Genomic DNA, 24,716 nt, shown 5'->3' on the forward strand with positions numbered 1-24,716 from the left:
GGCGGCGTGTTATTCCAGCCCGTTCATCACGTTGATTGGGCGTTCGCCCTGTTGGATGCACTGCACAATTTGCGACACGCAACGTTCACCAATCGCGCTGATTGCGCCGTCGGTGTAACCGGCAATGTGCGAAGTGGGAATGAAGTTGCTGAGCGTGAACAGCGGATGTTCGGTCAGCGGTTCCTGCACAAACACATCAGCCGCCGCACCGGCAATCACGTTATCCAGCAGCGCCTGATAGAGATCCTGTTCGTTCACCACGCCGCCGCGTGAGGCATTAATCAGGAAGGCAGTTTTCTTCATGCGTTTGAGGCGTGCGGCATCAAATAAATTTTGCGTCTTGTCGGTAAGCGGCATGTGCAGAGTGATGAAATCGCTGGTTTCGGTCAGCTGATCCAGCGTGACGAATTCGATGCCGTGCTCGGCAGCAAACTGTTCATCGGGATAAAAATCGAACGCGATCACCCGCATGTTGAAGCCTTTGGCGCGCAGCGCAACCTGCTTGCCGATATTGCCCAGCCCGATGATGCCCAGCGTTTTGCCGTAGACGTCGGTGGCAAAAATTCGCGGCCAGCTGCCGGCGCGGGTTTCAATGGCGGCCTGGGTGATCTGACGCGCGCTGTTGAGGATCAAAGCAAAGGCGAAATCGGCAACCGCGTGTTTGTTGGCATCCGGCACGTTGGTGACGTAAATACCGTGTGCGCGCGTCGCTTCCAGATTGATGTTGTCGACGCCAACGCCGTGCTTACAGACGATTTTCAGCTGCGGCGTTAATGCCAGCAGTTCTTCATTGATGTCGGTAAAGGCCACAATCATCGCTACGGTGTCAGCCAGATGTGGCTCAAGTGCGCTCAGCGGCGCATCGGCGGGCAGCGTGATCAGCTCAAAACCGTGCTGCTGCAGCACCTCAATCGGTGCCGCGTCGTATTTGGCGAATGACGGTGAAGTACAGATGACTTTCATGATTCTTCCCGGGATTAGTAAATGCTGCCAAATTGGCCAGGTCACCATAAATGGCGACCCTACAAAACCGCATTCATATGTGCGTTCGTACCCGCATTCATACGCCGTAGGGTCGCCCTTTAGGGTGACCAAACCAACGGCGCACCTGCATTACTGCAAATACTGATTCACAATCTGGCGGATCTTCTGCTCTTCTTCGGCAGAGAAACTCACCGCATAGCGGCTGTCGCCAACCTCAAAGCCCAGCAGCGTCACCGCTTTTTTCACTGCGGCGGGAGAGAAGCCCACGCTATACAGATCGGTGCGCAGACCGGTGACGTTTTCCTGCGCCAGGCGCGAACCTTCGATATCGCCGGCATGAAAGCGTGCCCAAATCGCATTGATCTCTTTAGGTGCCACGTTAGCGAGACCAGAAATACAGGCTGAGCAGCCGTCGACAAAGCCCTGATGAATCAGCGAATCCGGGCCGTTCAGCACATCAAAACTGTCGATTCCTGCAGCCGCTTGCAGGAAGCCGCTCAGGCTTTCGTAGCTGCCGGCGCTGTCTTTAATGCCGATGATGTTCGGGTGCGCGGCCAGCGTGCATACGGTTTCCGGCTGCAGCGTGTTGCCGGTGCGCGCCGGAATGTTGTAGAGGAACAGCGGCACGTCGATGGCGTCGGCCACCGCGCGATAGTGGGCAATCAGCTCTTCCTGCTTCAGCGGCACGAAATAGGGCGTGATCACCGAAACCGCATCCACGCCCAGCTTCGCCACTTGTTTCCCAAGGCGAATGGTTTCACGTGTGGAGATCTCGCCAATGTGCGCCACCACCGGCGCGCTGCCGTTCACTTCATCAACGCAGGTTTGCGTCACCGCCAGCTTCTCCTGTTCGTTCAACACGAAGAATTCGCCGTTGGTGCCGCCGCAGAAGATGCCGTTGCCAGCGCTTAATTGACGTTGAACCTGTTCGCGTTGAGCGGCTGGATTGAATGCGCCGTCGCGATCGAAGGTGGTGACGATGGCGGTTAACACGCCCTGAATTTTTTTGCTCATGTTGTCCTCGATAATCCTTAGTGATTCAAAGCCGGAAATAGCGTCAGGTAGACGTTGCGTACGTCATCGGCGCCCACTTTCATCGGTACATTCTTCATCAGGCGCTGCACGTCGAGCGCGGCTTCCACCAGATACGGCAGATGATCCGGGCCGATACCCAGCTCTTCCAGGCTGGCGGGCAGCTTCAGGCGTTTCACCAGCGCGGCAAAATACGCCACCAGCGCGTGGGATTTGGCTTCGTCGTCCAGCGAGGTATCGGCATCCGGCAGTAGATCGTAAGCCTGAGCGAATTTGCTCACCGCCGCCGGACGCACAAAGCGCATACAGGGCGCGAGCAGAATGGCGTTGGCGACGCCGTGCGGCAGGTGATATTTGCCGCCCAGCGGATAAGACATTGCATGTACCAGATGCGTACCGGCATGCGCAATCGATGCGCCACCGTAATAAGACGCCCACAGCATATTCAGGCGCGCTTCAAGGTTATCCGGCTCCGCGATGGTGGTTTCGAGGCTGGCAAACAGCTTTTTCATGCCGATCAGCGCATAGTTATCGCTCACCGGATTCGACACGGTAGCGGTAAAGCACTCGATTAAATGGCACAGCGCATCGATACCGGTGGAAGAGGCGATGTGCGGTGGCATGCTGGTAGTAAGTTCTGGCACCAGCGCGACATAATCTGGCAGCATCACCGGCGTGATAATGCCGACTTTGGTCTCTTTCTCGGGGATTGCCAGAATCGCGTTAGGCGTGGCTTCTGAGCCGGTACCTGCGGTGGTCGGAATCAGCAGCGAAGTGGTGCGCGTCTGCGGTTTTTCACCCGCCAGCAGCGCATCCAGTGTCGGCGCGCCTTCGACACACAGAATCGACAGCAGCTTGGCGACGTCCAGTACGCTGCCACCACCGACGCCAATCACCAGATCCACATCGGTGCTCGGCAGCGCGGCGACAATGGCTGCCACATCGTGTTGGCTGGGTTCTGGCGGCACCGTATTGACGATGCTCAGGCTGGCAATCTGCTGTTTCAGTTGGGCGATTAGCGTCTGCACCGCCGGAATGCCTTCAATATTCTTATCGGTCACCAGCAGCGCTTTTTCTTTACCTTGCAGTAAATAGCTGAGGTCATTAAGCGCCTGAAAGCCACTGATCACGGTGCTGTTGATATTCATCTCTTACCCTTACGTTTTTTTGTGCCGAATGATTAAATTTGCTCAAGCAGCGCGAGGTCTATCACTACAGTGCCTAATTTTATAGGACAAATTGATTTCGATTAATTTGATCTTGCTCACATATAATCAATCATGATTGAATATAATCATTGCAGCACGGCAGCGGCCGGAAGAGGAGAGAGCATGACTTTACCGCCATGGAAAACGCCAGTCCTGGTGATTGCCGATGATTTCACCGGCGCCAATGACGCGGGCAGCGGGCTGGCACAAGCCGGAGCGCGTGTGCATGTGCTGTTTGATAGCAGCACGCCGCATGACGCTGATGCCGCCGATGTGCTGGTGATCAGCACCGATAGCCGTGCGCTCAGCGAACAGGAAGCGGCCCGCCGCACGCGGGCGGCGATTGAGCAACATCAGGCCATCGCTAACGATGGTTGGTTGTTTAAGAAGATTGATTCCACGCTGCGCGGCAATCCCGGCGCGGAAATCGAAGCCGCAATGCAGGCCAGCGGCAAAACATTGGCCTTAGTGGTGCCGGCGGTGCCGAAGCTTGGACGCACCACGCGTGCGGGTGAAGTGTGGATCCATCAGCAACGCCTGATCGACAGCGAATTCGCCAGCGATCCTAAAACGCCGGTCACCAGCGGTCATGTGCTGACGCGATTGCAGATGCAGAGCACCTTGCCGGGTGAAACCCTCGATCTCGCCACGCTGCGTGGCGACCAGCTGGCGCAGGTACTTGGCAGCAAGCAAGGTTTGCTGGTGGTGGATATCGAGCAGGACGGCGACATTGCCTTATTAATGGCCGCGGCAGCCACGCTGGAGGCGCGTCCATTGCTGGCCGGTGCGTCCGGGCTCAGCGATGCGCTTGGCGCGATGCTGGCGGCGCGTCAGCCGCGTCCGGTGCTGGCTGTGGTTGGCTCGATGAGCGCGATTGCGCAGCAGCAGATTACGCGCCTCGCCAGCCAGCGCGACATCCGCGTTATCGATATTGATATCCGCCAGCTGTTTGCCCAACCGGCCTGGCCGCAGGCTGAACAGTGGCAGCAGGCAATGCAGCAGGCGCTGTACGACCGCGCGCATTGCGTGGTGCGCACTACGCAACACGCCGATCAGCGTCATGAGATCGAGCAGTTATGCCAACAGCATCAGGTTTCACGTCAGTTATTGGGCGAGCGCATCTGCCAGTTTCTCGCGCAGATAATCCGCCGCGTGTGCCGCGAGGTGCAGCCCGCTGGGCTGTATCTCTCTGGCGGTGATGTGGCGATTGCCGTGGCACAGGCGTTTGGCGCGAGCGGTTTCCAGATTCAGGGCCTTGTGGCGGGCTGCGTGCCGCACGGGGTTTTGCTTAACAGTGAATTACACCTGCCGGTGATGACCAAAGCAGGTGGCTTTGGTGACGAAAACACCCTGGTAGAAGCCATTCGTTTTATTGAGGAGAAGTCGAGTGAGTAAAATTATTGCGATTACCATGGGCGATCCGGCGGGCATTGGCCCGGAGATCATCATTAAAGCGCTGGCAGAAGGTGAGTTAGCGGGCGTGCCTGCCGTGGTGGTGGGTTGCGCCAACACGCTGCGTCGGGTGATGGGACTCAATGTCACGCCGCAGGCTGAACTGCGCGTGCTCGACCAGGTCAAAGATGCGCACTTCGCGCCCGGCATTATCAACGTGATTGATGAGCCGCTGGCGGATGCCGCCGCGTTGCAGCCCGGCGTGGTGCAGAAAGCGGCGGGCGATTTGGCCTGGCGCTGCGTCAAACGCGCTACCGAATTGGCGCTGGCTGGCGAGGTGCAGGCGATTGCCACCGCACCGTTAAATAAAGAGGCGCTGCATTCGGCGGGGCATCTTTATCCCGGCCACACCGAACTGCTGGCGCAACTGACCAACACCAAAAATTACGCCATGGTGCTCTACACCGATAAGCTGAAAGTGATTCACGTCACCACGCATATTGCGCTGCGCAAGTTCCTCGATACCTTAAACGGCGAGCGCATTCAGACGGTGATCGGTATGGCCGACAGCTTCCTGCGCCGCGTCGGTTTCGACAAGCCGCGCATCGCGGTGGCAGGCGTTAATCCGCATGCCGGTGAAAACGGTCTGTTTGGCGATGAAGAGATCACTATTGTCGCGCCCGCCATCCAGGCGATGAAAGCGCAGGGCATTGATGTCAGCGGCCCATGCCCGCCAGATACCGTGTTCCTGCAGTGTCAGGAAGGGCAGTACGATATGGTGGTAGCGATGTACCACGATCAAGGGCACATCCCGCTGAAATTATTAGGTTTTTATGATGGTGTGAATATCACCGCTGGCTTGCCGTTTATCCGCACCTCGGCGGACCACGGCACCGCGTTTGATATCGCCTGGACAGGTAAAGCGAACTCTGCGAGCATGGCGATCTCCATTAAACTCGCGATGCAGCTTGCATAGGGAAATATGAAGGGACAAAGCCGTCTCGACCAGATTATGGACTATCTGAAGAGCCATAATTTGGTCACTGTTGAACAACTGGTGAGCGCTATTTCTGCCTCGCCAGCGACGATCCGCCGCGATCTGATCAAGCTGGATAAAGAGGGCGTTATTAGCCGCAGCCACGGCGGCGTCACGCTTAATCGCTTTATCCCCAATCAGCCGACCACGCTGGAGAAGATGCAGCGTAACCTCGCCGAGAAGCAGGCCATCGCGCAGTTTGCCGCCAGCTACGTGCAATCGGGTGATGCGGTGGTATTGGATGCCGGCACTACCATGCTGGAGCTGGCGCGCCAGCTGACGCACCTCAAGCTGCGGGTGATCACTGCCGATCTGCACATCGCGCTGTTTCTTTCCGAATTTAAGCAAATCGAAACCACCATTATTGGTGGACGCATCGATGATTCCAGCCAGTCGTGTATTGGTGAACATGGACGTCGCTTGCTGCGCAGCATCAATCCCGATATCGCCTTTGTCAGCTGCAACTCGTGGAGCATCGAACGCGGGATTACCACGCCAACCGAAGATAAAGCCGGATTGAAGATGGATCTGCTGGCCAATGCACGCCGCCGTGTTCTGCTGGCTGACAGTAGTAAATACGGTTCATGGTCGCTGTATTGCGCCGCGCCGATTGATAGCCTGACCGATGTGGTAACGGATGCGCGTCTGGATGAAGCGGTATGCCGCGACCTGCGCGAGCGTGGATTGGGTTTGCAATTAACTTAACATTTTCCTCTCCCACAGGAGAGGAATGGGGTGAGGGCATCAGCCCGCACCCAATCTGATTACTTAACGTAAGCCAGCAAACTCAGCGAATCGCGCGCCAGCGACTTACACTTCTTGTCGTTGGTGATGGCGATGCCGCTCAAATCCTTGTAGCTCTCTTCGCCCAGCGACTTCATGTTGTAATTGCTGTAGTTGCTTAAATCCCAACGGTTTTGTTGGGCGAAAAACACCAGCGCTTTACGAATCTGTGCGTCCGGCAAATCCTGATAGCCACAATCGTTCTTGAGATAAACGAACACAGCGGTGAGGTCGGCCAGATCTTCTGCTTCGGATTCGCTCAGGGCAAAACTGGTGGAGGAGAAGCCAAGGAGTCCCGCCAGCAGCAGGATCTTGATGCTTTTCGTCATAATGATTCTCAACAAGGGACAATTTATTGACGTTAGCACAGTTATTGCCGGTATTCCGCTAAATTTGCCCTTTCGGGTCATTCCCGCCATTTTTATCAGTGCATTCTGTTTCAGGGCTTGACCCTCCCGCAGGGTAAAGGTTTACGCTGTGCCCTTATTCACGACAAGGATAAGAATATGCAACGTCGTCATTTTCTAAAGTTGACTGCCGCACTCAGCGCCGCCGGTGCGCTGCCGCTGTGGAGCCGCTCACTAATGGCCGCCACACGCCCATTATTGCCGATTCCCTCTATTTTGCAGCCTGATGCACGCGGGCAATATAACTTAACCGCGATGACCGGCAGCAGCCAATGGAATGGCAAAGCGGTGCCAACCTGGGGATACAACGGTGGATTGCTCGGGCCTGCGCTGCGTCTGCAACGCGAAAAAGCGGTTACGGTGAATATCCATAACCAGCTGCCAGAAGCCACCACCTTGCACTGGCATGGTCTGGAAATTCCCGGCGATGTCGATGGCGGCCCGCAGGGGATCATTGCGCCCGGAGCGACCCGTCAGGTGAGTTTCACGCCCGATCAACCTGCCGCGACCTGCTGGTTCCATCCACATCAACACGGTAAAACCGGTTATCAGGTGGCGCAAGGTCTGGCCGGTTTGGTGCTGCTGGAAGATGAAGCGTCCGGAAAATTGCGTCTGCCAATGCAATGGGGCGAAGACGATGTGCCGCTGATTTTCCAGGATAAGCAGTTGAATAAAGCGGGAACGCAAATCGATTATCAGCTCGATATCATGCGTGCCGCCGTCGGCTGGTTCGGCGATATGATGCTGACCAACGGCGTGCAATATCCGCAGCATGCGGTGCCGCGCGGCTGGCTGCGTCTGCGGTTACTCAACGGCTGTAACGCGCGTTCGCTGCATATCGCTACCAGCGATCAACGTCCGCTGTATGTGATCGGCAGCGACGGCGGTTTGCTGGCCGAACCGGTGAAAGTGGAGAGCTTGCCGCTGCTACCGGGCGAGCGTTTTGAAGTGCTGGTGGATACCTCAGATGGTAAAGCCTTTGACGTGGTGACGCTGCCGGTCACGCAAATGGGCATGACGCTGGCGCCGTTCGATCAACCGCTGCCGCTGGTCAATATTCTGCCGCTGCGCGTGCTGGCTAGCGGCACATTGCCGGACAAGCTGGTGGATCTGCCGCCGATTCCTGCCACCGAAGGTCTGCAAAGCCGCTGGCTGCAGCTGATGATGGATCCGCAGCTTGATCAGCAAGGCATGCAGGCGTTGATGGATCGCTACGGCGATAAAGCCATGGGCGATATGAAAATGGATCATGGCAATATGGATATGAGTCACAGCGCCAAGCCGATGGATCATGGCGAGATGGCGATGGATCACGGCAGTCACGGTAAAACCGCCGCCTATGATTTCCACAACGGCAACAAGATCAACGGCCAGGCGTTCAACATGACCAAGCCAATGTTCAATGTTGAGTTGGGCAAGCTGGAGAAGTGGACGATTTCCGGTGAAGGCGATCAAATGCTGCATCCGTTCCACATTCACGGCACGCAGTTCCGCATCCTGTCAGAAAACGGCAAGCCGCCAGCGCCGCATCGCGCCGGCTGGAAGGACATGGTCAGCGTTAACGGCTGGCGCAGCGAAGTGCTGGTGCGCTTCAACTATGTCGCTAACGCCGACAATGCCTACATGGCGCATTGTCATCTGCTGGAACATGAAGATACCGGCATGATGCTCGGATTTAGCGTCAGTTAACCGAGGCTTCCAGCGCCAGGCGCATATCTTCAATTAAGTCGTCAGGATGTTCGATACCAATCGACAAGCGCACGGTCGCATCGGTGATGCCAATACGTTGCCGAACATCCTGCGGCACGCCCGAATGGGTGGTGCTAGCAGGATGGCTGGCGAGCGATTCGGTGCCGCCGAGGCTCACCGCCAGCTTGAACAGTTCCAGCGTATTGAGGAAACGGAACGCCGCCGCTTGCCCGCCACGAATATCAAATGAGAAGGTTGAACCCGCGCCGCTGCACTGGCGCTGCCAGGTTTTGCCCGCCGGACTTTCAGCCGCCAGATACGGCAGCCAATGCAGTTTTTCCACCTGCGGATGATCGCGTAAAAATGCCGCCACTTTTTCGGCATTGCTGGTGGCTTTCTCCATGCGCAGCGACAGCGTTTCCAGCGAGCGACCAATCATCCAGCTGGAGTGCGGATCCAGCTGTGTGCCGATGGCGCTGCGCAGCGAACGTACTTTGCCGACCAGCGCTTTGCTCCCCAGCACCGCACCGGCAATCAGATCCGAATGGCCGCCGACATATTTGGTCAGTGAGTAGAGCGACAAATCCGCACCGTGCTGCAACGGACGTTGAAACAGCGGGCCGAGCAACGTGTTATCGCAGGCGAGAATCGGCCGCGATCCTTGCTGCTGCGCAATCACATCCGCCACCTGCTGCATCAACTGAATATCCACCAAACTGTTGGTCGGATTGGCGGGTGTCTCAATCAGAATCAGCGCTACGCGTCCGCGCTGCCACGCCAGTTTTGCCGCTTCATGCACCTTATCTTCGTCGGTGCCATCGCTGAAACCCACCGCTTTGATCTCCAAATCGTGCAGCGTTTTGCTCAGCAGCGTTTCGGTGCCGCCGTACAGCGGCTGGGAATGCAGAATCACTTCGCCCGGACGCGCAAACGTCAGCAGCGTGGTGGCAATTGCCGACATTCCGGAAGAGAACAGCGCCGCGCTTTCCGCGCCTTCGTACACCGCCAGCCGATCCTCAACGATTTCACTGTTGGGATGGTTGAAGCGCGAATAGACCAGCCCGCCACTTTTGCCTTCCGGCGGCTGCTTGCGTCCGGCGACGAAATCGAAAAAGTCCTGTCCCTCTTCGGCGCTGTTAAACACAAAGGTGGAGGTGAGAAACACCGGCGGTTTCACCGCGCCTTCCGATAACTGCGGATCGTAACCGTAATTCAGCATCTGCGTTTCCGGGTGCAACTCGCGCGTACCAATCTTGGTTTTTTTACTGGATGAAGCGGTCATAGGAACTCCAGAACTCGGCGGTGAAAGGGCGGACAGGTTCCTACAGTTAACGCCAGCGCGATAAATTTCGCCACGGAATCGTTTGCGTTCTGTGCGCGGCGTTAGACGCTGGCTCGACTATGATAGACTTCGTGGCTTTCCAAAAACCGTAACTGGACGCATGCAATGAAACATACCGTCGACGTGATGATCTCCGAGCAAGAGATCGCAACCCGAATTGCCGAACTGGGCAAGCAGATTAACGAGCACTACCGCGACAGCGGCAGCGAAATGGTGCTGGTGGGTTTGCTGCGCGGCTCCTTTATGTTTATGGCCGATCTGTGCCGCGCCATCGACGTGCCGCATGAAGTCGACTTTATGACTGCGTCAAGCTACGGCAGCGGCATGTCGAGCACCCGCGATGTGAAAATCCTTAAAGATCTCGATGAAGATATTCGTGGCAAGGACGTGCTGATCGTGGAAGACATCATCGATTCCGGCAACACGTTGAGCAAAGTGCGCGAGATCCTGCGTCTGCGCGAGCCAAAGTCATTGGCGATTTGTACTTTGCTGGATAAGCCCGAGCGCCGCGAAGTGGACGTCACCGTCGAATACGTGGGCTTCACCATTCCCGATGAGTTCGTGGTGGGCTTTGGTATCGATTACGCCCAGCGCTATCGCCATCTGCCGTATATCGGCAAAGTTATCCCAACCGGTGAATAACCGCACAATCGTCCAAGGCTAATCTCCCCCGCCTGCGATACACTGCGCAGCCCGTGAGTCAACGACTTATGGGCTGGCTTCACTCTCTGCTAAACTCCATTGATTTCTTAATGTTAATGACCGCGACATCGTTCGTGCGCATTACCATTTTCATAGGCCTTTGATGTCTCTACAACAAGGTATGGATTCGCAATGACATATGCACTGGAAATTTCCGGGCTGACCAAAACCTATCCCGGCGGCGTACAGGCGCTGAAAGGACTCGATCTCAACGTGGAAGCGGGCGACTTTTACGCCTTGCTGGGGCCAAACGGCGCCGGAAAATCCACCACCATCGGTATTATCAGCTCGTTAGTGAATAAAACCGGCGGCAGCGTGCGCGTGTTTGGCTATGACCTGCAAAAAGACGTGGTCAACGCCAAGCGCCAGCTCGGGCTGGTGCCGCAGGAGTTCAACTTCAACCCGTTTGAGACCGTGATGCAGATTGTGGTTAATCAGGCTGGTTACTACGGCGTTGAACGCGCCGAAGCAAACAAGCGCGCGGAAAAATACCTCAATCAACTCGATCTGTGGGGCAAACGCAACGAACGTGCGCGTATGCTTTCGGGCGGTATGAAGCGTCGCCTGATGATTGCGCGTGCGCTGATGCATGAGCCGAAGCTGCTGATCCTCGACGAACCGACTGCGGGCGTGGATATCGAACTGCGCCGTTCGATGTGGAGCTTCTTGAAAGAGCTGAATATCAAAGGCACCACCATCATCCTCACCACGCACTATCTGGAAGAGGCGGAAATGCTGTGCCGTAATATCGGTATTATTCAGAGCGGCGAGCTGGTGGAGAACACCTCGATGAAAGGGCTACTCTCTAAGCTGCAATCCGAAACCTTCATTCTCGATTTAGCACCGCGCAGCCCGCTGCCGCAGCTGGAGGGCTTCCAGTATCGTCTGGTCGATACCTCTACGCTGGAAGTGGAAGTGATGCGCGAGCAAGGCCTCAACAGCGTGTTTAGCCAGCTGAGCGTGCAGGGCGTGCAGGTGCTGAGCATGCGCAATAAAGCTAACCGCCTTGAGGAGCTGTTCGTCAGCCTGACACAGGGAAAAACAGGAGTGAAAGCATGACGCACTTGTATTGGGTGGCGCTCAAGAGCATCTGGAGCAAAGAGATCAATCGCTTCGCCCGCATCTGGATTCAGACGCTGGTGCCGCCGGTGATCACCATGACGCTCTACTTTATTATCTTCGGCAACCTGATTGGTTCACGCATCGGCGATATGCACGGTTTCAGCTACATGCAGTTTATCGTGCCGGGGCTAATCATGATGGCGGTGATCACCAACGCTTACGCTAACGTGGCGTCATCATTCTTCAGCGCCAAGTTCCAGCGCAACATTGAAGAGCTGCTGGTGGCGCCGGTGCCAACGCATATCATCATCGCCGGTTATGTCGGCGGCGGCGTGGCGCGCGGCGTGTGCGTGGGAATTTTGGTGACCGCGATTTCGCTGTTCTTCGTGCCGTTCCACGTGCATTCGTGGTCGATGGTGGCGGTGACGCTGCTGCTGACGGCGATTCTGTTCTCGCTGGCGGGCCTGCTGAATGCGGTATTCGCGCGCACCTTTGACGATATCAGCCTGATTCCGACCTTCGTGCTGACGCCGTTAACCTATCTCGGCGGCGTGTTCTACTCGCTGACGTTGCTGCCACCGTTCTGGCAAGCGGTGTCGAAGCTGAATCCGGTGGTGTATATGATCAGCGGCTTCCGTTACGGTTTCCTTGGTATTAGCGATGTGCCGTTGGTGTTTACCCTGTCGGTGTTGATCGCCTTTATCGTGGTGTTTTATGTGCTGGTGTATTCGCTGATTCAGCGTGGGCGCGGGTTGCGTACGTAGGTTTAAGAGCGATCTTTAAGAAGGTCGCCATGAATGGCGACCCTACAAATAACAAGGGCGGGATTTAATCCCGCCCTTGTTGTATCAGGCGACCTGAACCGGCAGCGCTTTGGCGAGGCGCTTCATTTCGTTATCGCCTTCGAAATAGGCGACTTTCGGTTGCCAGCTGCGCGCGACCTCATCTTCGACCTGCACGTAAGAGCAGATGATCATGATATCGCCAGCGCAGGCGCAACGCGCGGCGGCACCGTTGACTGAGATGATCTTCGAGCCACGTTCAGCGGCAATTGCGTAGGTGGAAAAACGCTGGCCGTTGGTGACGTTGTAGATGTCGATGGCTTCATATTGCAGAATGCCGGAGGCGTCGAGGAAATCCTGGTCAATGGCGCAGGAACCTTCGTAATGCAAATCTGCCTGAGTGACTTTAACGCGATGCAGTTTGCCTTGAAGTACGGTGCGAATCATAACTGTCTAACCTTGTTAAGCTGCCAATAAACGACGGAAAACTACTCCGTCAGATCCACTTGCTGATTATCAATCAGACGCGCATTGCCGAGCCATGCGGCCATCAGAATCACCGCGCGCTGGCTGTCCACGTTGAGCGCTTGTAAGGTTTCGGCATCGCAAATCGCCAGTCCATCCGGACGAAAACCCTTCTCACGCAACGCCACTTCCGCGTGCTCGATAATCTCTTCGACATGCCGCTCGCCGTTGCTCAGACGTTCGGCCATGCTGTTCATCACCTGGCTGAGACCGGCGGCGATGTTACGCTCGTCGGCGGTGAGATAGCCATTGCGCGAACTCAGCGCCAGGCCATCTTTCGCGCGCACCGTTGGTACGCCGACAATCTCGATATCGAAGCCCATATCCGCCACCATCTTGCGGATGATCGCCAGCTGCTGGAAATCCTTCTCGCCAAAGCAGGCGATGTCGGGCTGCACCAGATTAAACAGTTTGCTGACGATGGTGGAGACGCCACGGAAATGTCCCGGACGGCTGGCACCCTCCAGCAGCGATGATAAACCCGGCACTTCCACGAAGGTTTGGCTATCAAGGCCTTTTGGATAGACATCAGCCGGCGCGGGTGCGAACACCAGATCCACGCTATGACGATTCAGCTTCTCGCAATCGTCCTGCAGCGTGCGCGGATAGCGCGCCAGATCGTCGGGACGATCAAACTGCATCGGGTTAACGAAAATCGAGACCACCACAACGTCGGCGCGCTCGCGCGCTTCATCGACCAACGTCAGATGACCGTCGTGCAGGTTGCCCATGGTGGGCACCAGCGCGATACGTTTGCCTGCCTGACGCCAGCGACGAATTTCACGACGCAGCATCGGCAGTGTTTCAATGATCAGCACTGCAAATCTCCTGATTTACTGGAAACTGTGTTCAGCGGCTGGATAGAGGCCCGCTTCAACGTCGGCGATATATTGGCGAATCGCCGCACGAATGTCGCCGGTTTCAGCGAGGAAATTTTTAGCAAATTTGGGAATGTGGCCGCCGGTAATGCCAAAGGCGTCGTGCATCACCAGAATCTGTCCGTCAGTGACGTTGCCCGCGCCGATGCCGATCACCGGCACCGACAACGCTTTGGTGACGCGTTCCGCCAGCGCCACCGGCACGCACTCCAGCACCAGCAGCTGCATACCGGCGGCTTCCAGCGCCAGCGCATCGGCCAGCAGACGTTCAGCGGCGGCTTCATCGCGGCCCTGCACTTTATAGCCACCGAAGATGTTCACCGATTGCGGCGTCAGGCCCAGATGGCCGCACACCGGCACGGCGCGCTCGGTCAGCATACGCACGGTTTCCGCCAGCCACTCGCCGCCTTCCAGCTTCACCATATTGGCGCCCGCGCGCATCAGCTGTGCGGCGTTAGTGAACGTCTGTTCCGGCGTGGCGTAACTCATGAACGGCAGATCGGCCATCAGCAGCGCCAGCGGCGCGCCACGGCGCACGGCGGCGGTGTGATAGGCGATATCGTCCACGGTGACCGGCAAGGTCGATTCGTGGCCCTGCACGGTCATGCCGAGCGAATCACCAATCAGCATCACCTGAATGCCTTCATCGGCAAACAGGCGGGCAAAACTGAAGTCGTACGCCGTCAGCGTGGCAAATTTGCGGCCGCTGGTTTTGAGTTGGCGTAAATGGGAGAGGGTTGTTGGTTTCATCACACGCTCCAGAGTTTTCTGATGCGCGCAGTGTACTACGGCTTACTCAGACCACAAACGGATAGCGCTGCGATCCAGAGTGGCAAGAATGGCAGATAAAGCTTGCCCGTTCGGCAGCGACAATTGCGGGGCAATCTCCAGCAGCGGCACCAGCATAAAAGCGCGATTGTGCATGTCGTAATGCGGCACGGTCAGGCGCGGCGTGTGAATGGTTTCGTTGCCAAACAGCATGATATCGAGATCCAGCGTGCGCGGTCCCCAGCGTTCGGCTTTACGCACGCGACCGTGCTCCAGCTCAATGCGCTGGGTATGATCGAGCAGCGCGTCGGCCGCCAGCGCAGTTTCCAGCTCAACCACCGCATTAAGGTAATCAGGCTGATCCGGCGGACCGTACGGCGGTGTGCGATACAGCGATGAGGTGGCGATGCGCGTAGTATGCGGAATGGCGTCTAGCGCGGCCAACGCTGCATCAACCTGATGCAGCGGATCGGCCAGATTACTGCCTAAAGCGAGATAAACGCGGGTCATTGCGGGCTGTTAGTGCGAGGCCCGGTTGGACGGCGACGCGGACGGCGCGGTTTACGGCGCGGTGCCGGATCGTCGCCAAGCGTGGTCATCATGGTTTTCTGCTGCACCGGTGCCGCCGCCTGGAACTCGCCCCACCAATGCGTCAGCTTCTGCAGCTCAGGATTGTTTTCCACGTCGGCACGCAGCGCCATCAAATCGTAAGCGGCACGGAATTTAGGATGCTCCATTAGCTTCCACGCACGCTTGCCGTGACGACGCGACATGCGCAGCTGCAGCTGCCAGATATCACGAATCAGCGTAGTAATACGCTTTGGAATCGCCAGCGCGCGGCAGGCTTCATCCAGGGTTTCGTTCATCGACAAGGCGAATGCATCGTAATAGGTCAGGCCGCTTTCCTGCGCAATGCGTTCGGCGGATTCCAGCTGCGGATACCAGAACATCGCGGCAAACAGGAAGGCCGGATTGACGCGCATATCATTCTGAATGCGGGTGTCGGTATTTTTCAGTACCTGCGCCACCATACGTTCCATCAGGCTGTCGCTTTCGGCGGTGAAACCGCGCGTCAGCGTAGGGAACAGCGGCTGGAACAGCTGATATTCGCGCATCATCTGATAGGTGCGGTAACCGTAACCGGTCTGCAGCAGCTTGAGCGACTCTTCAAACATACGCGCTGGCGGAATGTCATTCAGCAGCGTCGCCAGACGCGGGATCGGCTCGGCAGTTTCTGCCGCGATACGCATCTGCAGCTTAGCGGCGAAGCGCACCACGCGCAGCATACGCACCGGATCTTCGCGATAGCGCGTTTCCGGATCGCCAATCATGCGAATGATGCCTTCGTGCAGATCGTGCAAGCCACCGACGTAATCGCGTACGGTGAAATCGGCCACGCTGTAATAGAGGCTGTTGATGGTGAGATCGCGGCGCTGGGCATCGTCTTCAATGCTGCCGAAAATGTTGTCACGCAGCAGCATGCCGTTTTGGCCGCGCTGCGAGCTGTTGCGATCTTCTTCGCTCTCTTCATGATGATGACCACGGAAGGTGGCGACTTCGATCACTTCCGGACCGAACATCACATGCGCCAGACGAAAACGACGACCCACCAAACGGCAGTTGCGGAACAGTTTACGCATCTGTTCAGGCGTGGCGTTGGTGGTGATATCAAAGTCTTTTGGCTTGCTGCCGAGCAGCAAATCGCGCACGCCGCCGCCCACCAGGTAGGCTTCGAATCCGGCTTTGTTCAGGCGATAGAGCACTTTGAGGGCGTTTTCGCTGATATCTTTGCGTGAGATGTTGTGGCTTTCTCGTGGAATGACAGTCATCTGACCAGGACTTTCAGCTTCCACCTCTTCAGGCGCCTCCTCATCACGCTTGAGGACTCTCCGACAAAAATTAGCGACTCGGGTAAAAATGGGACACCTCGACAGTGAGAAAAAGGGTGTTAATAAAATCAGCGGCTAATCATAGCCTGTTGAGAACCATTTAGGAATGGTGATGTCGTTTCATCCTCTTTAAGACCGTTCTGCAACGGAATCAGACGGATATTCCACTGCGCCACCGCCTGTTTCAACAGGCTTTCCAGCGATTCATCCTGCCAGCCTGGCGAAACCGGCTGACCAAGAAAGCGCAAAGCTTGCACCAACAACGGGCGCGCATCACCATCGGGCAGCGCGGGCGCATGATTCTGCTTGGAAAGCTTATTGCCATCACGATTAACCGCCAGCGGCAAATGCAGGTAATCCGGCACCGGCCAGGTAAACTGCTGATACAGCGCAATCTGGCGCACCGTTGGCTCAATCAAATCCGCGCCGCGCACGATTTCCGTCACGCCCTGAAAATGGTCATCGACCACCACCGCGAGGTTGTAGGCAAACAGCCCATCACGGCGATGGATAATAAAATCTTCCTGCGCCAGCTGCGGTTCAGCCTGCAAATGGCCGCGCAGGCGATCGTCAAAGCCGTTAACCGGCGCATGTTGACGCAGGCGCAGCGCGGCGTTGTCAGGCGGCAGCTGCAAATCGCGGCAGTGACCATCATAAAAGCCTCCCAGCTGCTGGATGCGGCTGCGCGTACAGGTGCAGAAGTAACTTTGTCGATGCGTTTGCAGCCAGCTCAGCGCGGCGCGATAGGCGTCGTGGCGCTGTGACTGCCACATAACCTCGCCATCCCAATGCAGACCATAATGTTCCAGCTGCTGCAAAATACGCGTTGCGGCACCGGGAACTTCACGTGGGGGATCGATATCTTCAATGCGCACCAGCCAGCGTCCCTGTTGGGCGCGCGCGCTCAGGTAACTGCCTAATGCAGCAATCAGCGAACCAAAATGGAGGTCACCCGAAGGAGAGGGGGCGAAACGCCCAATGCAGAGTGAAGGATTCATAACGAAGTGTACCGCACGTCGGGAAAACAGGGATTTTCCCGGCTGTGCGGTAGCAATTTGCTCACGGCCATTAGCCAGCCATCTGCTTCTCGCGGATTTCTGCCAGCGTTTTGCAGTCAATGCAGAGATCGGCAGTCGGACGCGCTTCAAGGCGGCGAATACCAATTTCTACACCGCAGGAGTCGCAGTAACCGAAATCGTCGTCATCCACTTTCTTGAGCGTTTTCTCAATCTTTTTAATGAGTTTGCGCTCACGATCGCGGTTACGCAATTCCAGGCTGAACTCTTCTTCCTGCGCAGCACGGTCGACCGGATCCGGGAAGTTAGCAGCTTCGTCCTGCATATGTGACACAGTGCGATCTACTTCATCCCGAAGTTGGTTGCGCCAGGCTTCCAGAATTTTACGGAAATGGCCTAGCTGGGCGTCGTTCATATACTCTTCGCCCGGTTTCACCTGATAAGGCTCAACTCCAGCGATGGCGAGGATACTCAGGGACGATGTTTTACGGTTTTGCCCTTCTTGCATGTTGTTTCTCCTGGATAACACGCACTTCCCTAAATACGTCAAGTTGCATGTGCGTTGACTGTGTGCCTACAACCCGAACGATTTAGGGCTTATCGATTCCCATAAAGGGAAAAAAACAGGCCGCTATAAATAGCAGAAGCAATCAAGGTTGGCAATTATTCCTGACCACTACTTGACAAGCCTCTGAACAATCGCGTATTCAGCGCCTCGCCCAGAACATTCCTATCACACCAAATTGCTATAAATATTACAACGCTACGTTAATCGGATGCGTCAGTAATATCTTTAACGGTGAGATTTGAGCTTGATACGCTAAAACTTCCACACCACAACGCTGCGCCTGTTCCAGTAGTTCTGCGTAGTGCACGTCGATATGGCGTGCCGGGGAAACGTCCTCAATCCCCGTATGCAAAACTGCGAACAACAAAACGGCTCGATGACCTTCTGCCACGATAGTGCTCAATTCGCGCAGATGTTTCTGTCCACGAGCCGTCACCGCATCCGGAAAATAGCCTTTACCTGCTTGTAAAAGGGTGACGGACTTGACTTCAATATAGCAGTTCGATCGGCCATCCGCTTGCAGCAGGAAATCAATTCGGCTTTTTTCCGTGCCGTATTTCACTTCAGGCTGGCAGCGGCTGTAAGCGGATAATTCCGGAATGTTATCGAGCGTCAGCGCCTCGCGCACTAGCTGATTGGCGCGCAGCGTATTGACGCAGATCCAGTGGCCTTGTTGGGTCTCGGTGAGTTCCCAGCTGTGCGAATATTTTCGCGTGGCACTGTTGGATGTCGAGTACCACACGGTATCGCCTGGCGTGGCGCAGCCGGTCATCGCGCCGGTATTGGCGCAGTGAATGGTCAGCGTTTCACCTTCTGGCGTAACCACATCGGCTAAAAAGCGTTTGTAACGGGCGATCAAGCGGGCGGGTTTGAGTGGCGGATCGAACTCCATTTACTCTCCTGTGGATGATAGTAGCGGCCAGCGGGCCAGCGCCTGATAACGCGTGCGGCCGCGCGTGACGTTCGAAGCGAACAGCGCAAAATGGCGGATATTGGCGCGCCAGTGAAAGCCGCGCGGCGGTAGCGCGATCTGTGGCGCCACGTGGCGCAACAGCGTGACGTGTGGATGAAACGGCTGCGGGCTCTGCGCGCAGCCATGACGCGCCGCTTGCGCACGCAGCAAGCTGGCGAGCTGCAGTAATCCGCGCGGCGCACGCTGGCAGCCGAGCCACACCACGCCGGGACGCGGCCAGTGACCGGCGTCATCCAAATCAAGGGCAAAACCGGGTTGTTCGATGCGTGAGGCCAGCAGTTGCAGCTTACGTGAGGTCTCATCGCTGACCTCGCCAAGAAACGCCAGCGTCAGGTGCAGGTTGGCCGCCGCCACCGGTTTCCCGGCTTCGGCAGCAAAATTATCCGCGCGCCACTGTACCAGCTGTTGCTGGAGCGGAGCGGGCAGTTCAAGAGCAAAAAACAGACGTTGCGTTGCCAGGTTGGCCTCCGGTAATCCGCGCCTCAGAGTGCTACAATGCGCGCCATCTTAGCACAGGCATTTTGGGAGTTGAGTTTGAGTGAGTTACCGGTAAGCGAGGTGCTGCCTGCGTTGCTGGCCGCGCTGGCGCAATCGCCGCAGGTGTTGCTGGCGGCGCCGACCGGCGCAGGGAAATCGACCTGGCTGCCGTTACAGCTGCTAAAACACGCCCAATTGCCCGGCCGCATCATCATGCTGGAGCCGCGTCGGCTGGCGGCGCGCAACGTGGCGCAGCGCCTGGCGGAACTGCTTGGCGAGCAGCCGGGCGGCATCGTTGGCTATCGCATGCGCGGTGAAAACTGCTGCGGTGCCAACACGCGCCTCGAAGTGGTCACCGAAGGCATTTTGACGCGCATGCTACAGCGCGATCCGATGCTGGAAGGTGTTTCGCTGGTGATCCTCGATGAATTCCACGAACGTAGCCTGCAGGCCGACCTCGCGTTGGCGCTGCTGCTCGATGTGCAGCAAGGATTGCGCGACGATCTGAAAATCCTGCTGATGTCGGCAACGCTCGACAATCAGCGTTTGCGTCAGCTGCTGCCGGATGCGCCTTTTGTCGTCTCGGAAGGCCGCAGCTTCCCGGTCACGCGCCGCTATGCTTCGCTCAACAGCCAGCAACGATTTGAAGAAGCGGTGGCACGCGAGGTGGCGCAACTGCTGCGTGACGAATCAGGATCGCTGCTGCTGTTCCTGCCGGGCGTAGCGGAGATCGAGCGGGTGAAGCGCGAGCTGGAAGCGCGGGTCAATGACGAGGTTGATCTCTCTCCTTTATATGGCGCGCTGTCGCTGGAGGCGCAACGCCGCGCCATCCTGCCGTCTCCAGCGGGGCGACGCAAAGTGGTGCTGGCGACCAACATCGCCGAAACCAGCTTGACCATCGAAGGCATCCGCTTAGTGGTCGATAGCGCGCTGGAGCGCTCGGCGCAGTTTGACGTGCGCAGCGGCGTGACGCGGTTGCAAACGCAGCGCATCAGTCAGGCATCGATGACCCAGCGCGCCGGACGTGCCGGGCGATTAGAACCGGGCATCTGCCTGCATTTACTGCCGCAAGAGCAGGCGCTGCGCGCGGCAGCGCAAAGCGAACCGGAAATTCTCCATAGCGATTTGACCTCGCTGCAGATCGATATGCTGCAATGGGGATGTCAGGATGCGACGCAGCTTACCTGGCTTGACGTGCCGCCGCCGCGCAACTTGCGAGCGGCGTGCGAGCGGTTGACGCAGTTAGGCGCGCTGGAGAATCATCAGCTCAACGCGCGCGGTCGCAAAATGGCCGCGCTGGGCAGCGATCCGCGCCTGAGCGCGATTCTGGTGGCCGCCGGGCAAAACAACGATGCCATCGCCAGCGCCGCACTGCTGGTAGCGATTCTGGAAGATCCTCCACGCAGCGGCAGCGTCGATCTGCGTGATGCGCTCAATCATCCGCAGTCGTACTGGCAGCGCCGTGCGCGTCAGTGGCAGAAACGCCTCAACGCCAGCGGCGGCACCATTAATCCAGACCTGTTTCCGCAGCTATTAGCCGCCGGTTTTGCCGATCGTCTGGCGCAGCGTCGTGGCGATAGCGCGCGTTATCAGCTGGCGAACGGCATTGGCGCGATGCTCAACGAGCATGATGGTTTGAGCCGCTATGAATGGCTAATCGCGCCGACGCTGCTGCAGGACGCCAGCGCCGCCGATGCGCGCATGTTGCTGGCGCTGCCGGTGGATATCGACGCGCTACGCCGCGCATGTCCAACCTTAGTTGAGCAGCGCACCGACGTGGAGTGGGACGAGGAGAAAGGCACCTTGCGCGCGTGGAAACGCGAACTCATCGGCGCGCTGGTCCTGAAAGCACAGCCGCAGGCGCGTCCGGAAGCCGAAATATTGCATCCGGCGATGCTGCGCTGGATCCGCGAAAAAGGATTGTCGGTGCTGGGCTGGAAAGAAGACGCTGAGCAGCTACGCTTGCGGGTGCATTGTGCCACGCAGTGGTTGCCGGAAGAGGCGTGGCCGCCGCTGGACGATGAGAGCCTGCTCGAAACGCTCGAAAGCTGGCTGCTGCCGGAGATGAGCACGGTGCGCGATCTGAAAGGATTGCAGAGCATCAATCTTGTCAGCGCATTATTACATTTGCTGACATGGTCACAACGTCAGCGGCTGGATACTGTGCTGCCAACTCATTACACTGTGCCGACCGGAAGCCGCCTGCCGATCCGCTACGATGCAGAGAAGCCACCCGCGTTGGCGGTGCGGATTCAGGAGATGTTTGGCGAAGCACAGAATCCGGCGGTGGCCGATGGCCGTGTACCGCTGGTGTTAGAGCTGCTTTCGCCCGCGCACCGTCCATTGCAGATCACTCGCGACCTCGCGGCGTTCTGGCGCGGTGCCTATCCCGAAGTGCAGAAAGAGATGAAAGGGCGCTATCCAAAGCATCCGTGGCCGGACGATCCGGCCAACGCCTTACCCACAAGGCGGACCAAGAAATTTTCATCGTGAAACGCTGTGGATCGAATTCAGAGGGTTCTGCCATGCGCAGCACGAGAAAGCAGTTAGAGTAACGGCCGCCGCCGTAGCAATACCTGGAGAATAAAAGCATGTCTGGGAACGATCGCGAACCTATTGGGCGCAAAGGAAAAGCGCCAAAGCCGCCGCGCAGCACTGCGCGTCGGGGTCGCCGCAGGGAACTTGATGATGATATCGATCAGGACGATTTTGATGAAGAAGATGAGGAGAGTGGACCGTTGCCACCAAAAAGTAAAAAACGTCCGCCACGCGGCAAACGTCGCTGGTTAGGCTGGTTGATTAAACTCTTCCTGGTCTTTGTGGTTGTGATGGCTGCCTGGGGCGTCTATCTCGACTCGGAAATCCGTAGCCGCATCGACGGTAAAGTGTGGCAACTGCCGGCCGCCGTTTATGGCCGCATGGTAAGCCTTGAACCGGGCATGCCGTACGACAAAAAAGAGATGATTGCGCTGCTGGAAGGCACGCAGTATCGCGAAGTGTCGCGCATCACCCGTCCGGGCGAGTTTAGCGTCAAAGGCAATACCATTGACCTGCTGCGTCGTCCGTTTGATTTCCCGGACAGCAAAGAAGGGCAGATCAACGCGCGTCTGACGTTTAGCAACGATGAGCTGAGCGAGATTAAAAACCTTGATACCGGCCGCGACTTTGGCTTCTTCCGCCTCGATCCGCGCCTGATCACCATGTTGCAGTCGCCGAACGGTGAACAGCGCCTGTTCGTGCCGCGCGCCGGTTTTCCGGATCTGCTGGTCAGCACCTTGATCGCCACGGAAGACCGCCACTTCTACGAGCACGACGGCATTAGCCCGTACTCGATTGGTCGTGCGTTCCTCGCCAACATCACCGCCGGTAAAGCGGTGCAGGGCGGCAGTACACTGACGCAGCAGCTGGTGAAAAACCTGTTCCTCACCAACGAGCGTTCGCTGTGGCGTAAAGCGCGTGAAGCCTATATGGCGGTGATCATGGATGCGCGTTACAGCAAAGATCGCATCCTCGAGCTGTATCTCAACGAGGTGTATCTCGGCCAGACTGGTAACGATCAGATCCGCGGCTTCCCGCTGGCGAGCTTGTACTACTTCGGTCGTCCGGTGGATGAGCTGAGCCTCGATCAGCAGGCGATGCTGGTCGGCATGGTGAAAGGGGCGTCGCTGTACAATCCGTGGCGTAACCCGAAACTGGCGCTGGAGCGACGTAATCTGGTGCTGCGTTTGTTGCAGCAGCAGAACGTCATCGATCAGGAACTGTATGACATGCTGTCGGCGCGTCCGCTGGGCGTGCAGCCAAAAGGCGGCGTGATCACGCCACAGCCGGCGTTTATGCAGATGGTGCGTAACGAGCTGCAGGCTAAGCTCGGCGACAAAATGAAAGATCTCTCCGGCGTGAAGATTTTCACCACGCTGGATGCGATCTCGCAGGATGCCGCAGAGAAAGCGGTGGTTGAAGGCATTCCGACGCTGAAAAAACAGCGTGGCCTGAAAGATCTGGAAACCGCGATGGTGGTGGTTGACCGCTTTAGCGGTGAAGTGCGCGCTATGGTTGGCGGTGCCGATCCGCAGTTTGCGGGTTACAACCGCGCATTGCAGGCGCGTCGTTCGATTGGCTCGCTGGCAAAACCGGCGACCTATCTCACCGCGCTGAGCCAGCCGAACAGCTATCGCCTCAACAGCTGGATCGCCGATGAGCCGATTGCGCTGAAACAGCCGAACGGCACCATCTGGAAACCGATGAATGACGATCGTCGTTTCAGCGGCAAAGTGATGCTGGTGGATGCACTGACCAACTCAATGAACGTGCCAACCGTCAACCTCGGTATGACGCTGGGACTGGATGCGGTGGTTGATACCTGGAACAAACTCGGTGTGCCGAAAGATCAGCTGCATCCGGTTCCATCCATGCTGCTGGGCGCACTGAACCTGACGCCGATTGAAGTGGCGCAGGCGTTCCAGTCGATTGCCAGCGGCGGTAACCGCGCTGAGCTGTCGGCGGTGCGTTCGGTGATTGCGGAAGATGGCACGGTGCTGTATCAGAGCTATCCGCAGGCGCAGCGCGTTGAACCAGCGCAGGCCGCGTATCTGACGCTCTACACCATGCAGCAGGTCGCCGATCACGGTACCGCGCGTGCGCTGGGTGCGCGTTATCCTAAAGCGCATCTGGCGGGCAAAACCGGTACCACCAATGACCTGATCGACAGCTGGTTCGCCGGTGTCGATGGCAAAGAAGTGGCGATTACCTGGGTTGGTCGTGATAACAACCAAACCTCGAAACTGTACGGTGCCAGCGGTGCGATGCAGCTTTATCGTCGCTATCTCGACAACCAGGCGCCGATGCCGTTGGTGTTGACGCCGCCGGAAGACATCACGCAGATGAACGTCGATTCTGCCGGTAACTTCGTTTGCGGTAGCGGTAGCAGCACATGGCGTTCGCTGCCGGTGTGGTCGCTGGATCCAAATGCGCTGTGTCAGCAGCAGCAACAGCAGGTTCAGCAACAACAGCAGCAGTTGCAGCAGCAACAAGAGCAACAAGAGCAGCAACAGCAGCAACAGCAGCAACAACAACAGCAGCAGCCACAGAATGAGCAGAAAGATTCTGACGGCGTCGCGGGTTGGATTAAGGATATGTTCGGCAGCAAGTAAGTTGCCGGAAAAACAAAGGGCGCTGCGGCGCCCTTTTTCATTGGGATAGGTGG

23 protein-coding genes are annotated in these 24,716 nt (G+C 57.3%); 9 read left to right on the top strand and 14 right to left on the bottom strand.

What is annotated here, in order from left to right:
* Positions 1–9: 9 nt before the first annotated feature.
* The 3 genes from VIJ98_RS03575 to VIJ98_RS03585 all read right to left on the bottom strand — a co-directional run bounded on the left by VIJ98_RS03575 (position 10) and on the right by VIJ98_RS03585 (position 3,164).
* On the bottom strand, positions 10–963 hold the full coding sequence (locus VIJ98_RS03575) for a phosphoglycerate dehydrogenase (RefSeq protein WP_323272312.1): 954 nt from the start codon (positions 961–963) through the stop codon (positions 10–12).
* 150 nt (positions 964–1,113) lie between these two features.
* Positions 1,114–1,998 carry a dihydrodipicolinate synthase family protein gene (locus VIJ98_RS03580; protein ID WP_323272314.1) on the bottom strand — a complete coding sequence of 295 codons (885 nt, stop codon included), beginning with the start codon at positions 1,996–1,998 and terminating at the stop codon, positions 1,114–1,116.
* A 17-nt stretch (positions 1,999–2,015) separates the two neighbouring features.
* Positions 2,016–3,164: an iron-containing alcohol dehydrogenase gene (locus VIJ98_RS03585; protein ID WP_323272316.1), complete on the bottom strand. Its 1,149-nt coding sequence runs from the start codon at positions 3,162–3,164 to the stop codon at positions 2,016–2,018.
* Between the two features lie 183 nt (positions 3,165–3,347).
* On the opposite strand from VIJ98_RS03585, the gene dtnK reads away from it, so the two are divergent.
* Genes dtnK through VIJ98_RS03600 form a run of 3 tightly spaced genes read left to right on the top strand, consistent with a single transcriptional unit; the run spans position 3,348 to position 6,357 of the window.
* Positions 3,348–4,619, top strand: coding sequence for a D-threonate kinase (dtnK, locus tag VIJ98_RS03590; RefSeq protein WP_323272318.1), 1,272 nt, complete (start codon positions 3,348–3,350; stop codon positions 4,617–4,619).
* Positions 4,612–5,592 carry a D-threonate 4-phosphate dehydrogenase gene (locus VIJ98_RS03595; protein WP_323272320.1) on the top strand — a complete coding sequence of 327 codons (981 nt, stop codon included), beginning with the start codon at positions 4,612–4,614 and terminating at the stop codon, positions 5,590–5,592. The genes dtnK and VIJ98_RS03595 overlap by 8 nt, the downstream gene beginning before the upstream one ends.
* Positions 5,593–5,598: 6 nt before the next feature.
* On the top strand, positions 5,599–6,357 hold the full coding sequence (locus VIJ98_RS03600) for a DeoR/GlpR family DNA-binding transcription regulator (protein ID WP_008108534.1): 759 nt from the start codon (positions 5,599–5,601) through the stop codon (positions 6,355–6,357).
* Positions 6,358–6,416: 59 nt separating this feature from the next.
* On the opposite strand, the gene VIJ98_RS03605 is transcribed toward VIJ98_RS03600, so the two are convergent.
* Positions 6,417–6,764, bottom strand: coding sequence for a YacC family pilotin-like protein (locus VIJ98_RS03605; RefSeq protein ID WP_007888732.1), 348 nt, complete (start codon positions 6,762–6,764; stop codon positions 6,417–6,419).
* Positions 6,765–6,941: 177 nt separating this feature from the next.
* On the opposite strand from VIJ98_RS03605, the gene cueO reads away from it, so the two are divergent.
* The gene (cueO, locus tag VIJ98_RS03610) at positions 6,942–8,531 is read left to right on the top strand and encodes a multicopper oxidase CueO (RefSeq protein ID WP_323272323.1); all 1,590 of its coding nucleotides are present in this window, start codon (positions 6,942–6,944) and stop codon (positions 8,529–8,531) included.
* Here cueO and VIJ98_RS03615 read toward each other — a convergent pair.
* Positions 8,524–9,813, bottom strand: a complete 1,290-nt coding sequence (locus tag VIJ98_RS03615) for a cystathionine gamma-synthase family protein (protein WP_323272325.1) — start codon at positions 9,811–9,813, stop codon at positions 8,524–8,526. The genes cueO and VIJ98_RS03615 overlap by 8 nt on opposite strands.
* 165 nt (positions 9,814–9,978) lie before the next feature.
* Here VIJ98_RS03615 and hpt point away from each other — a divergent pair, with 165 nt between their 5' ends.
* The 3 genes from hpt (at position 9,979) to VIJ98_RS03630 (ending at position 12,401) form a co-directional block, all read left to right on the top strand.
* Positions 9,979–10,515, top strand: coding sequence for a hypoxanthine phosphoribosyltransferase (hpt, locus tag VIJ98_RS03620; protein ID WP_008108528.1), 537 nt, complete (start codon positions 9,979–9,981; stop codon positions 10,513–10,515).
* 192 nt (positions 10,516–10,707) lie between these two features.
* Positions 10,708–11,634, top strand: coding sequence for an ABC transporter ATP-binding protein (locus VIJ98_RS03625; RefSeq protein WP_323272327.1), 927 nt, complete (start codon positions 10,708–10,710; stop codon positions 11,632–11,634).
* Positions 11,631–12,401 (top strand): ABC transporter permease, encoded by a 771-nt coding sequence (locus tag VIJ98_RS03630; RefSeq protein WP_008108523.1) that lies wholly within the window; start codon positions 11,631–11,633, stop codon positions 12,399–12,401. Before VIJ98_RS03625 ends, VIJ98_RS03630 begins: the two co-directional genes overlap by 4 nt.
* An 84-nt stretch (positions 12,402–12,485) precedes the next feature.
* On the opposite strand, the gene panD is transcribed toward VIJ98_RS03630, so the two are convergent.
* The 9 genes from panD to thpR form a co-directional block, all read right to left on the bottom strand.
* Positions 12,486–12,866: an aspartate 1-decarboxylase gene (gene panD / locus VIJ98_RS03635; RefSeq protein WP_007888760.1), complete on the bottom strand. Its 381-nt coding sequence runs from the start codon at positions 12,864–12,866 to the stop codon at positions 12,486–12,488.
* Positions 12,867–12,907: 41 nt separating this feature from the next.
* Positions 12,908–13,762, bottom strand: coding sequence for a pantoate--beta-alanine ligase (panC, locus tag VIJ98_RS03640; RefSeq protein ID WP_256695639.1), 855 nt, complete (start codon positions 13,760–13,762; stop codon positions 12,908–12,910).
* 15 nt (positions 13,763–13,777) lie between these two features.
* Positions 13,778–14,572, bottom strand: a complete 795-nt coding sequence (gene panB, locus VIJ98_RS03645; RefSeq protein WP_061718097.1) for a 3-methyl-2-oxobutanoate hydroxymethyltransferase — start codon at positions 14,570–14,572, stop codon at positions 13,778–13,780.
* A 42-nt stretch (positions 14,573–14,614) separates the two neighbouring features.
* The gene (folK, locus tag VIJ98_RS03650; protein ID WP_323272330.1) at positions 14,615–15,100 is read right to left on the bottom strand and encodes a 2-amino-4-hydroxy-6-hydroxymethyldihydropteridine diphosphokinase; all 486 of its coding nucleotides are present in this window, start codon (positions 15,098–15,100) and stop codon (positions 14,615–14,617) included.
* The gene (pcnB, locus tag VIJ98_RS03655) at positions 15,097–16,509 is read right to left on the bottom strand and encodes a polynucleotide adenylyltransferase PcnB (protein ID WP_323275728.1); all 1,413 of its coding nucleotides are present in this window, start codon (positions 16,507–16,509) and stop codon (positions 15,097–15,099) included. Before pcnB ends, folK begins: the two co-directional genes overlap by 4 nt.
* A gap of 38 nt (positions 16,510–16,547) precedes the next feature.
* The gene (gene gluQRS, locus VIJ98_RS03660) at positions 16,548–17,477 is read right to left on the bottom strand and encodes a tRNA glutamyl-Q(34) synthetase GluQRS (RefSeq protein ID WP_323272332.1); all 930 of its coding nucleotides are present in this window, start codon (positions 17,475–17,477) and stop codon (positions 16,548–16,550) included.
* A 70-nt stretch (positions 17,478–17,547) separates the two neighbouring features.
* Positions 17,548–18,003 (bottom strand): RNA polymerase-binding protein DksA, encoded by a 456-nt coding sequence (gene dksA / locus VIJ98_RS03665; protein ID WP_007888770.1) that lies wholly within the window; start codon positions 18,001–18,003, stop codon positions 17,548–17,550.
* 247 nt (positions 18,004–18,250) lie between these two features.
* Positions 18,251–18,955, bottom strand: coding sequence for a DNA/RNA nuclease SfsA (gene sfsA / locus VIJ98_RS03670; RefSeq protein ID WP_323272334.1), 705 nt, complete (start codon positions 18,953–18,955; stop codon positions 18,251–18,253).
* Positions 18,956–19,495 carry an RNA 2',3'-cyclic phosphodiesterase gene (gene thpR / locus VIJ98_RS03675; protein WP_258145152.1) on the bottom strand — a complete coding sequence of 180 codons (540 nt, stop codon included), beginning with the start codon at positions 19,493–19,495 and terminating at the stop codon, positions 18,956–18,958.
* A 36-nt stretch (positions 19,496–19,531) separates the two neighbouring features.
* On the opposite strand from thpR, the gene hrpB reads away from it, so the two are divergent.
* Complete coding sequence (hrpB, locus tag VIJ98_RS03680) at positions 19,532–22,006, top strand: ATP-dependent helicase HrpB (RefSeq protein ID WP_323272336.1); 2,475 nt, start codon at positions 19,532–19,534, stop codon at positions 22,004–22,006.
* Positions 22,007–22,104: 98 nt separating this feature from the next.
* Positions 22,105–24,663: a bifunctional glycosyl transferase/transpeptidase gene (gene mrcB, locus VIJ98_RS03685; RefSeq protein WP_323272338.1), complete on the top strand. Its 2,559-nt coding sequence runs from the start codon at positions 22,105–22,107 to the stop codon at positions 24,661–24,663.
* Positions 24,664–24,716 lie beyond the last annotated feature (53 nt).

Source organism: Pantoea sp. S18 (assembly GCF_045689705.1).
Taxonomy (GTDB): Bacteria; Pseudomonadota; Gammaproteobacteria; order Enterobacterales; family Enterobacteriaceae; genus Pantoea; species Pantoea symbiotica.

Excerpts from the sequence above, each read along its gene's own strand:
- cueO (WP_323272323.1), top strand. The coding sequence starts at position 6,942 with ATGCAACGTCGTCATTTTCTAAAGTTGACTGCCGCACTCAGCGCCGCC.
- VIJ98_RS03605 (WP_007888732.1), bottom strand. The coding sequence starts at position 6,764 with ATGACGAAAAGCATCAAGATCCTGCTGCTGGCGGGACTCCTTGGCTTC.
- folK (WP_323272330.1), bottom strand. The coding sequence starts at position 15,100 with ATGACCCGCGTTTATCTCGCTTTAGGCAGTAATCTGGCCGATCCGCTG.
- hrpB (WP_323272336.1), top strand. The coding sequence starts at position 19,532 with ATGCGCGCCATCTTAGCACAGGCATTTTGGGAGTTGAGTTTGAGTGAG.
- VIJ98_RS03575 (WP_323272312.1), bottom strand. The coding sequence starts at position 963 with ATGAAAGTCATCTGTACTTCACCGTCATTCGCCAAATACGACGCGGCA.
- dtnK (WP_323272318.1), top strand. The coding sequence starts at position 3,348 with ATGACTTTACCGCCATGGAAAACGCCAGTCCTGGTGATTGCCGATGAT.
- dksA (WP_007888770.1), bottom strand. The coding sequence starts at position 18,003 with ATGCAAGAAGGGCAAAACCGTAAAACATCGTCCCTGAGTATCCTCGCC.
- sfsA (WP_323272334.1), bottom strand. The coding sequence starts at position 18,955 with ATGGAGTTCGATCCGCCACTCAAACCCGCCCGCTTGATCGCCCGTTAC.
- VIJ98_RS03580 (WP_323272314.1), bottom strand. The coding sequence starts at position 1,998 with ATGAGCAAAAAAATTCAGGGCGTGTTAACCGCCATCGTCACCACCTTC.
- panD (WP_007888760.1), bottom strand. The coding sequence starts at position 12,866 with ATGATTCGCACCGTACTTCAAGGCAAACTGCATCGCGTTAAAGTCACT.
- gluQRS (WP_323272332.1), bottom strand. The coding sequence starts at position 17,477 with ATGAATCCTTCACTCTGCATTGGGCGTTTCGCCCCCTCTCCTTCGGGT.
- VIJ98_RS03625 (WP_323272327.1), top strand. The coding sequence starts at position 10,708 with ATGACATATGCACTGGAAATTTCCGGGCTGACCAAAACCTATCCCGGC.
- VIJ98_RS03585 (WP_323272316.1), bottom strand. The coding sequence starts at position 3,164 with ATGAATATCAACAGCACCGTGATCAGTGGCTTTCAGGCGCTTAATGAC.
- hpt (WP_008108528.1), top strand. The coding sequence starts at position 9,979 with ATGAAACATACCGTCGACGTGATGATCTCCGAGCAAGAGATCGCAACC.
- mrcB (WP_323272338.1), top strand. The coding sequence starts at position 22,105 with ATGTCTGGGAACGATCGCGAACCTATTGGGCGCAAAGGAAAAGCGCCA.
- VIJ98_RS03630 (WP_008108523.1), top strand. The coding sequence starts at position 11,631 with ATGACGCACTTGTATTGGGTGGCGCTCAAGAGCATCTGGAGCAAAGAG.
- panB (WP_061718097.1), bottom strand. The coding sequence starts at position 14,572 with ATGAAACCAACAACCCTCTCCCATTTACGCCAACTCAAAACCAGCGGC.
- VIJ98_RS03600 (WP_008108534.1), top strand. The coding sequence starts at position 5,599 with ATGAAGGGACAAAGCCGTCTCGACCAGATTATGGACTATCTGAAGAGC.
- VIJ98_RS03615 (WP_323272325.1), bottom strand. The coding sequence starts at position 9,813 with ATGACCGCTTCATCCAGTAAAAAAACCAAGATTGGTACGCGCGAGTTG.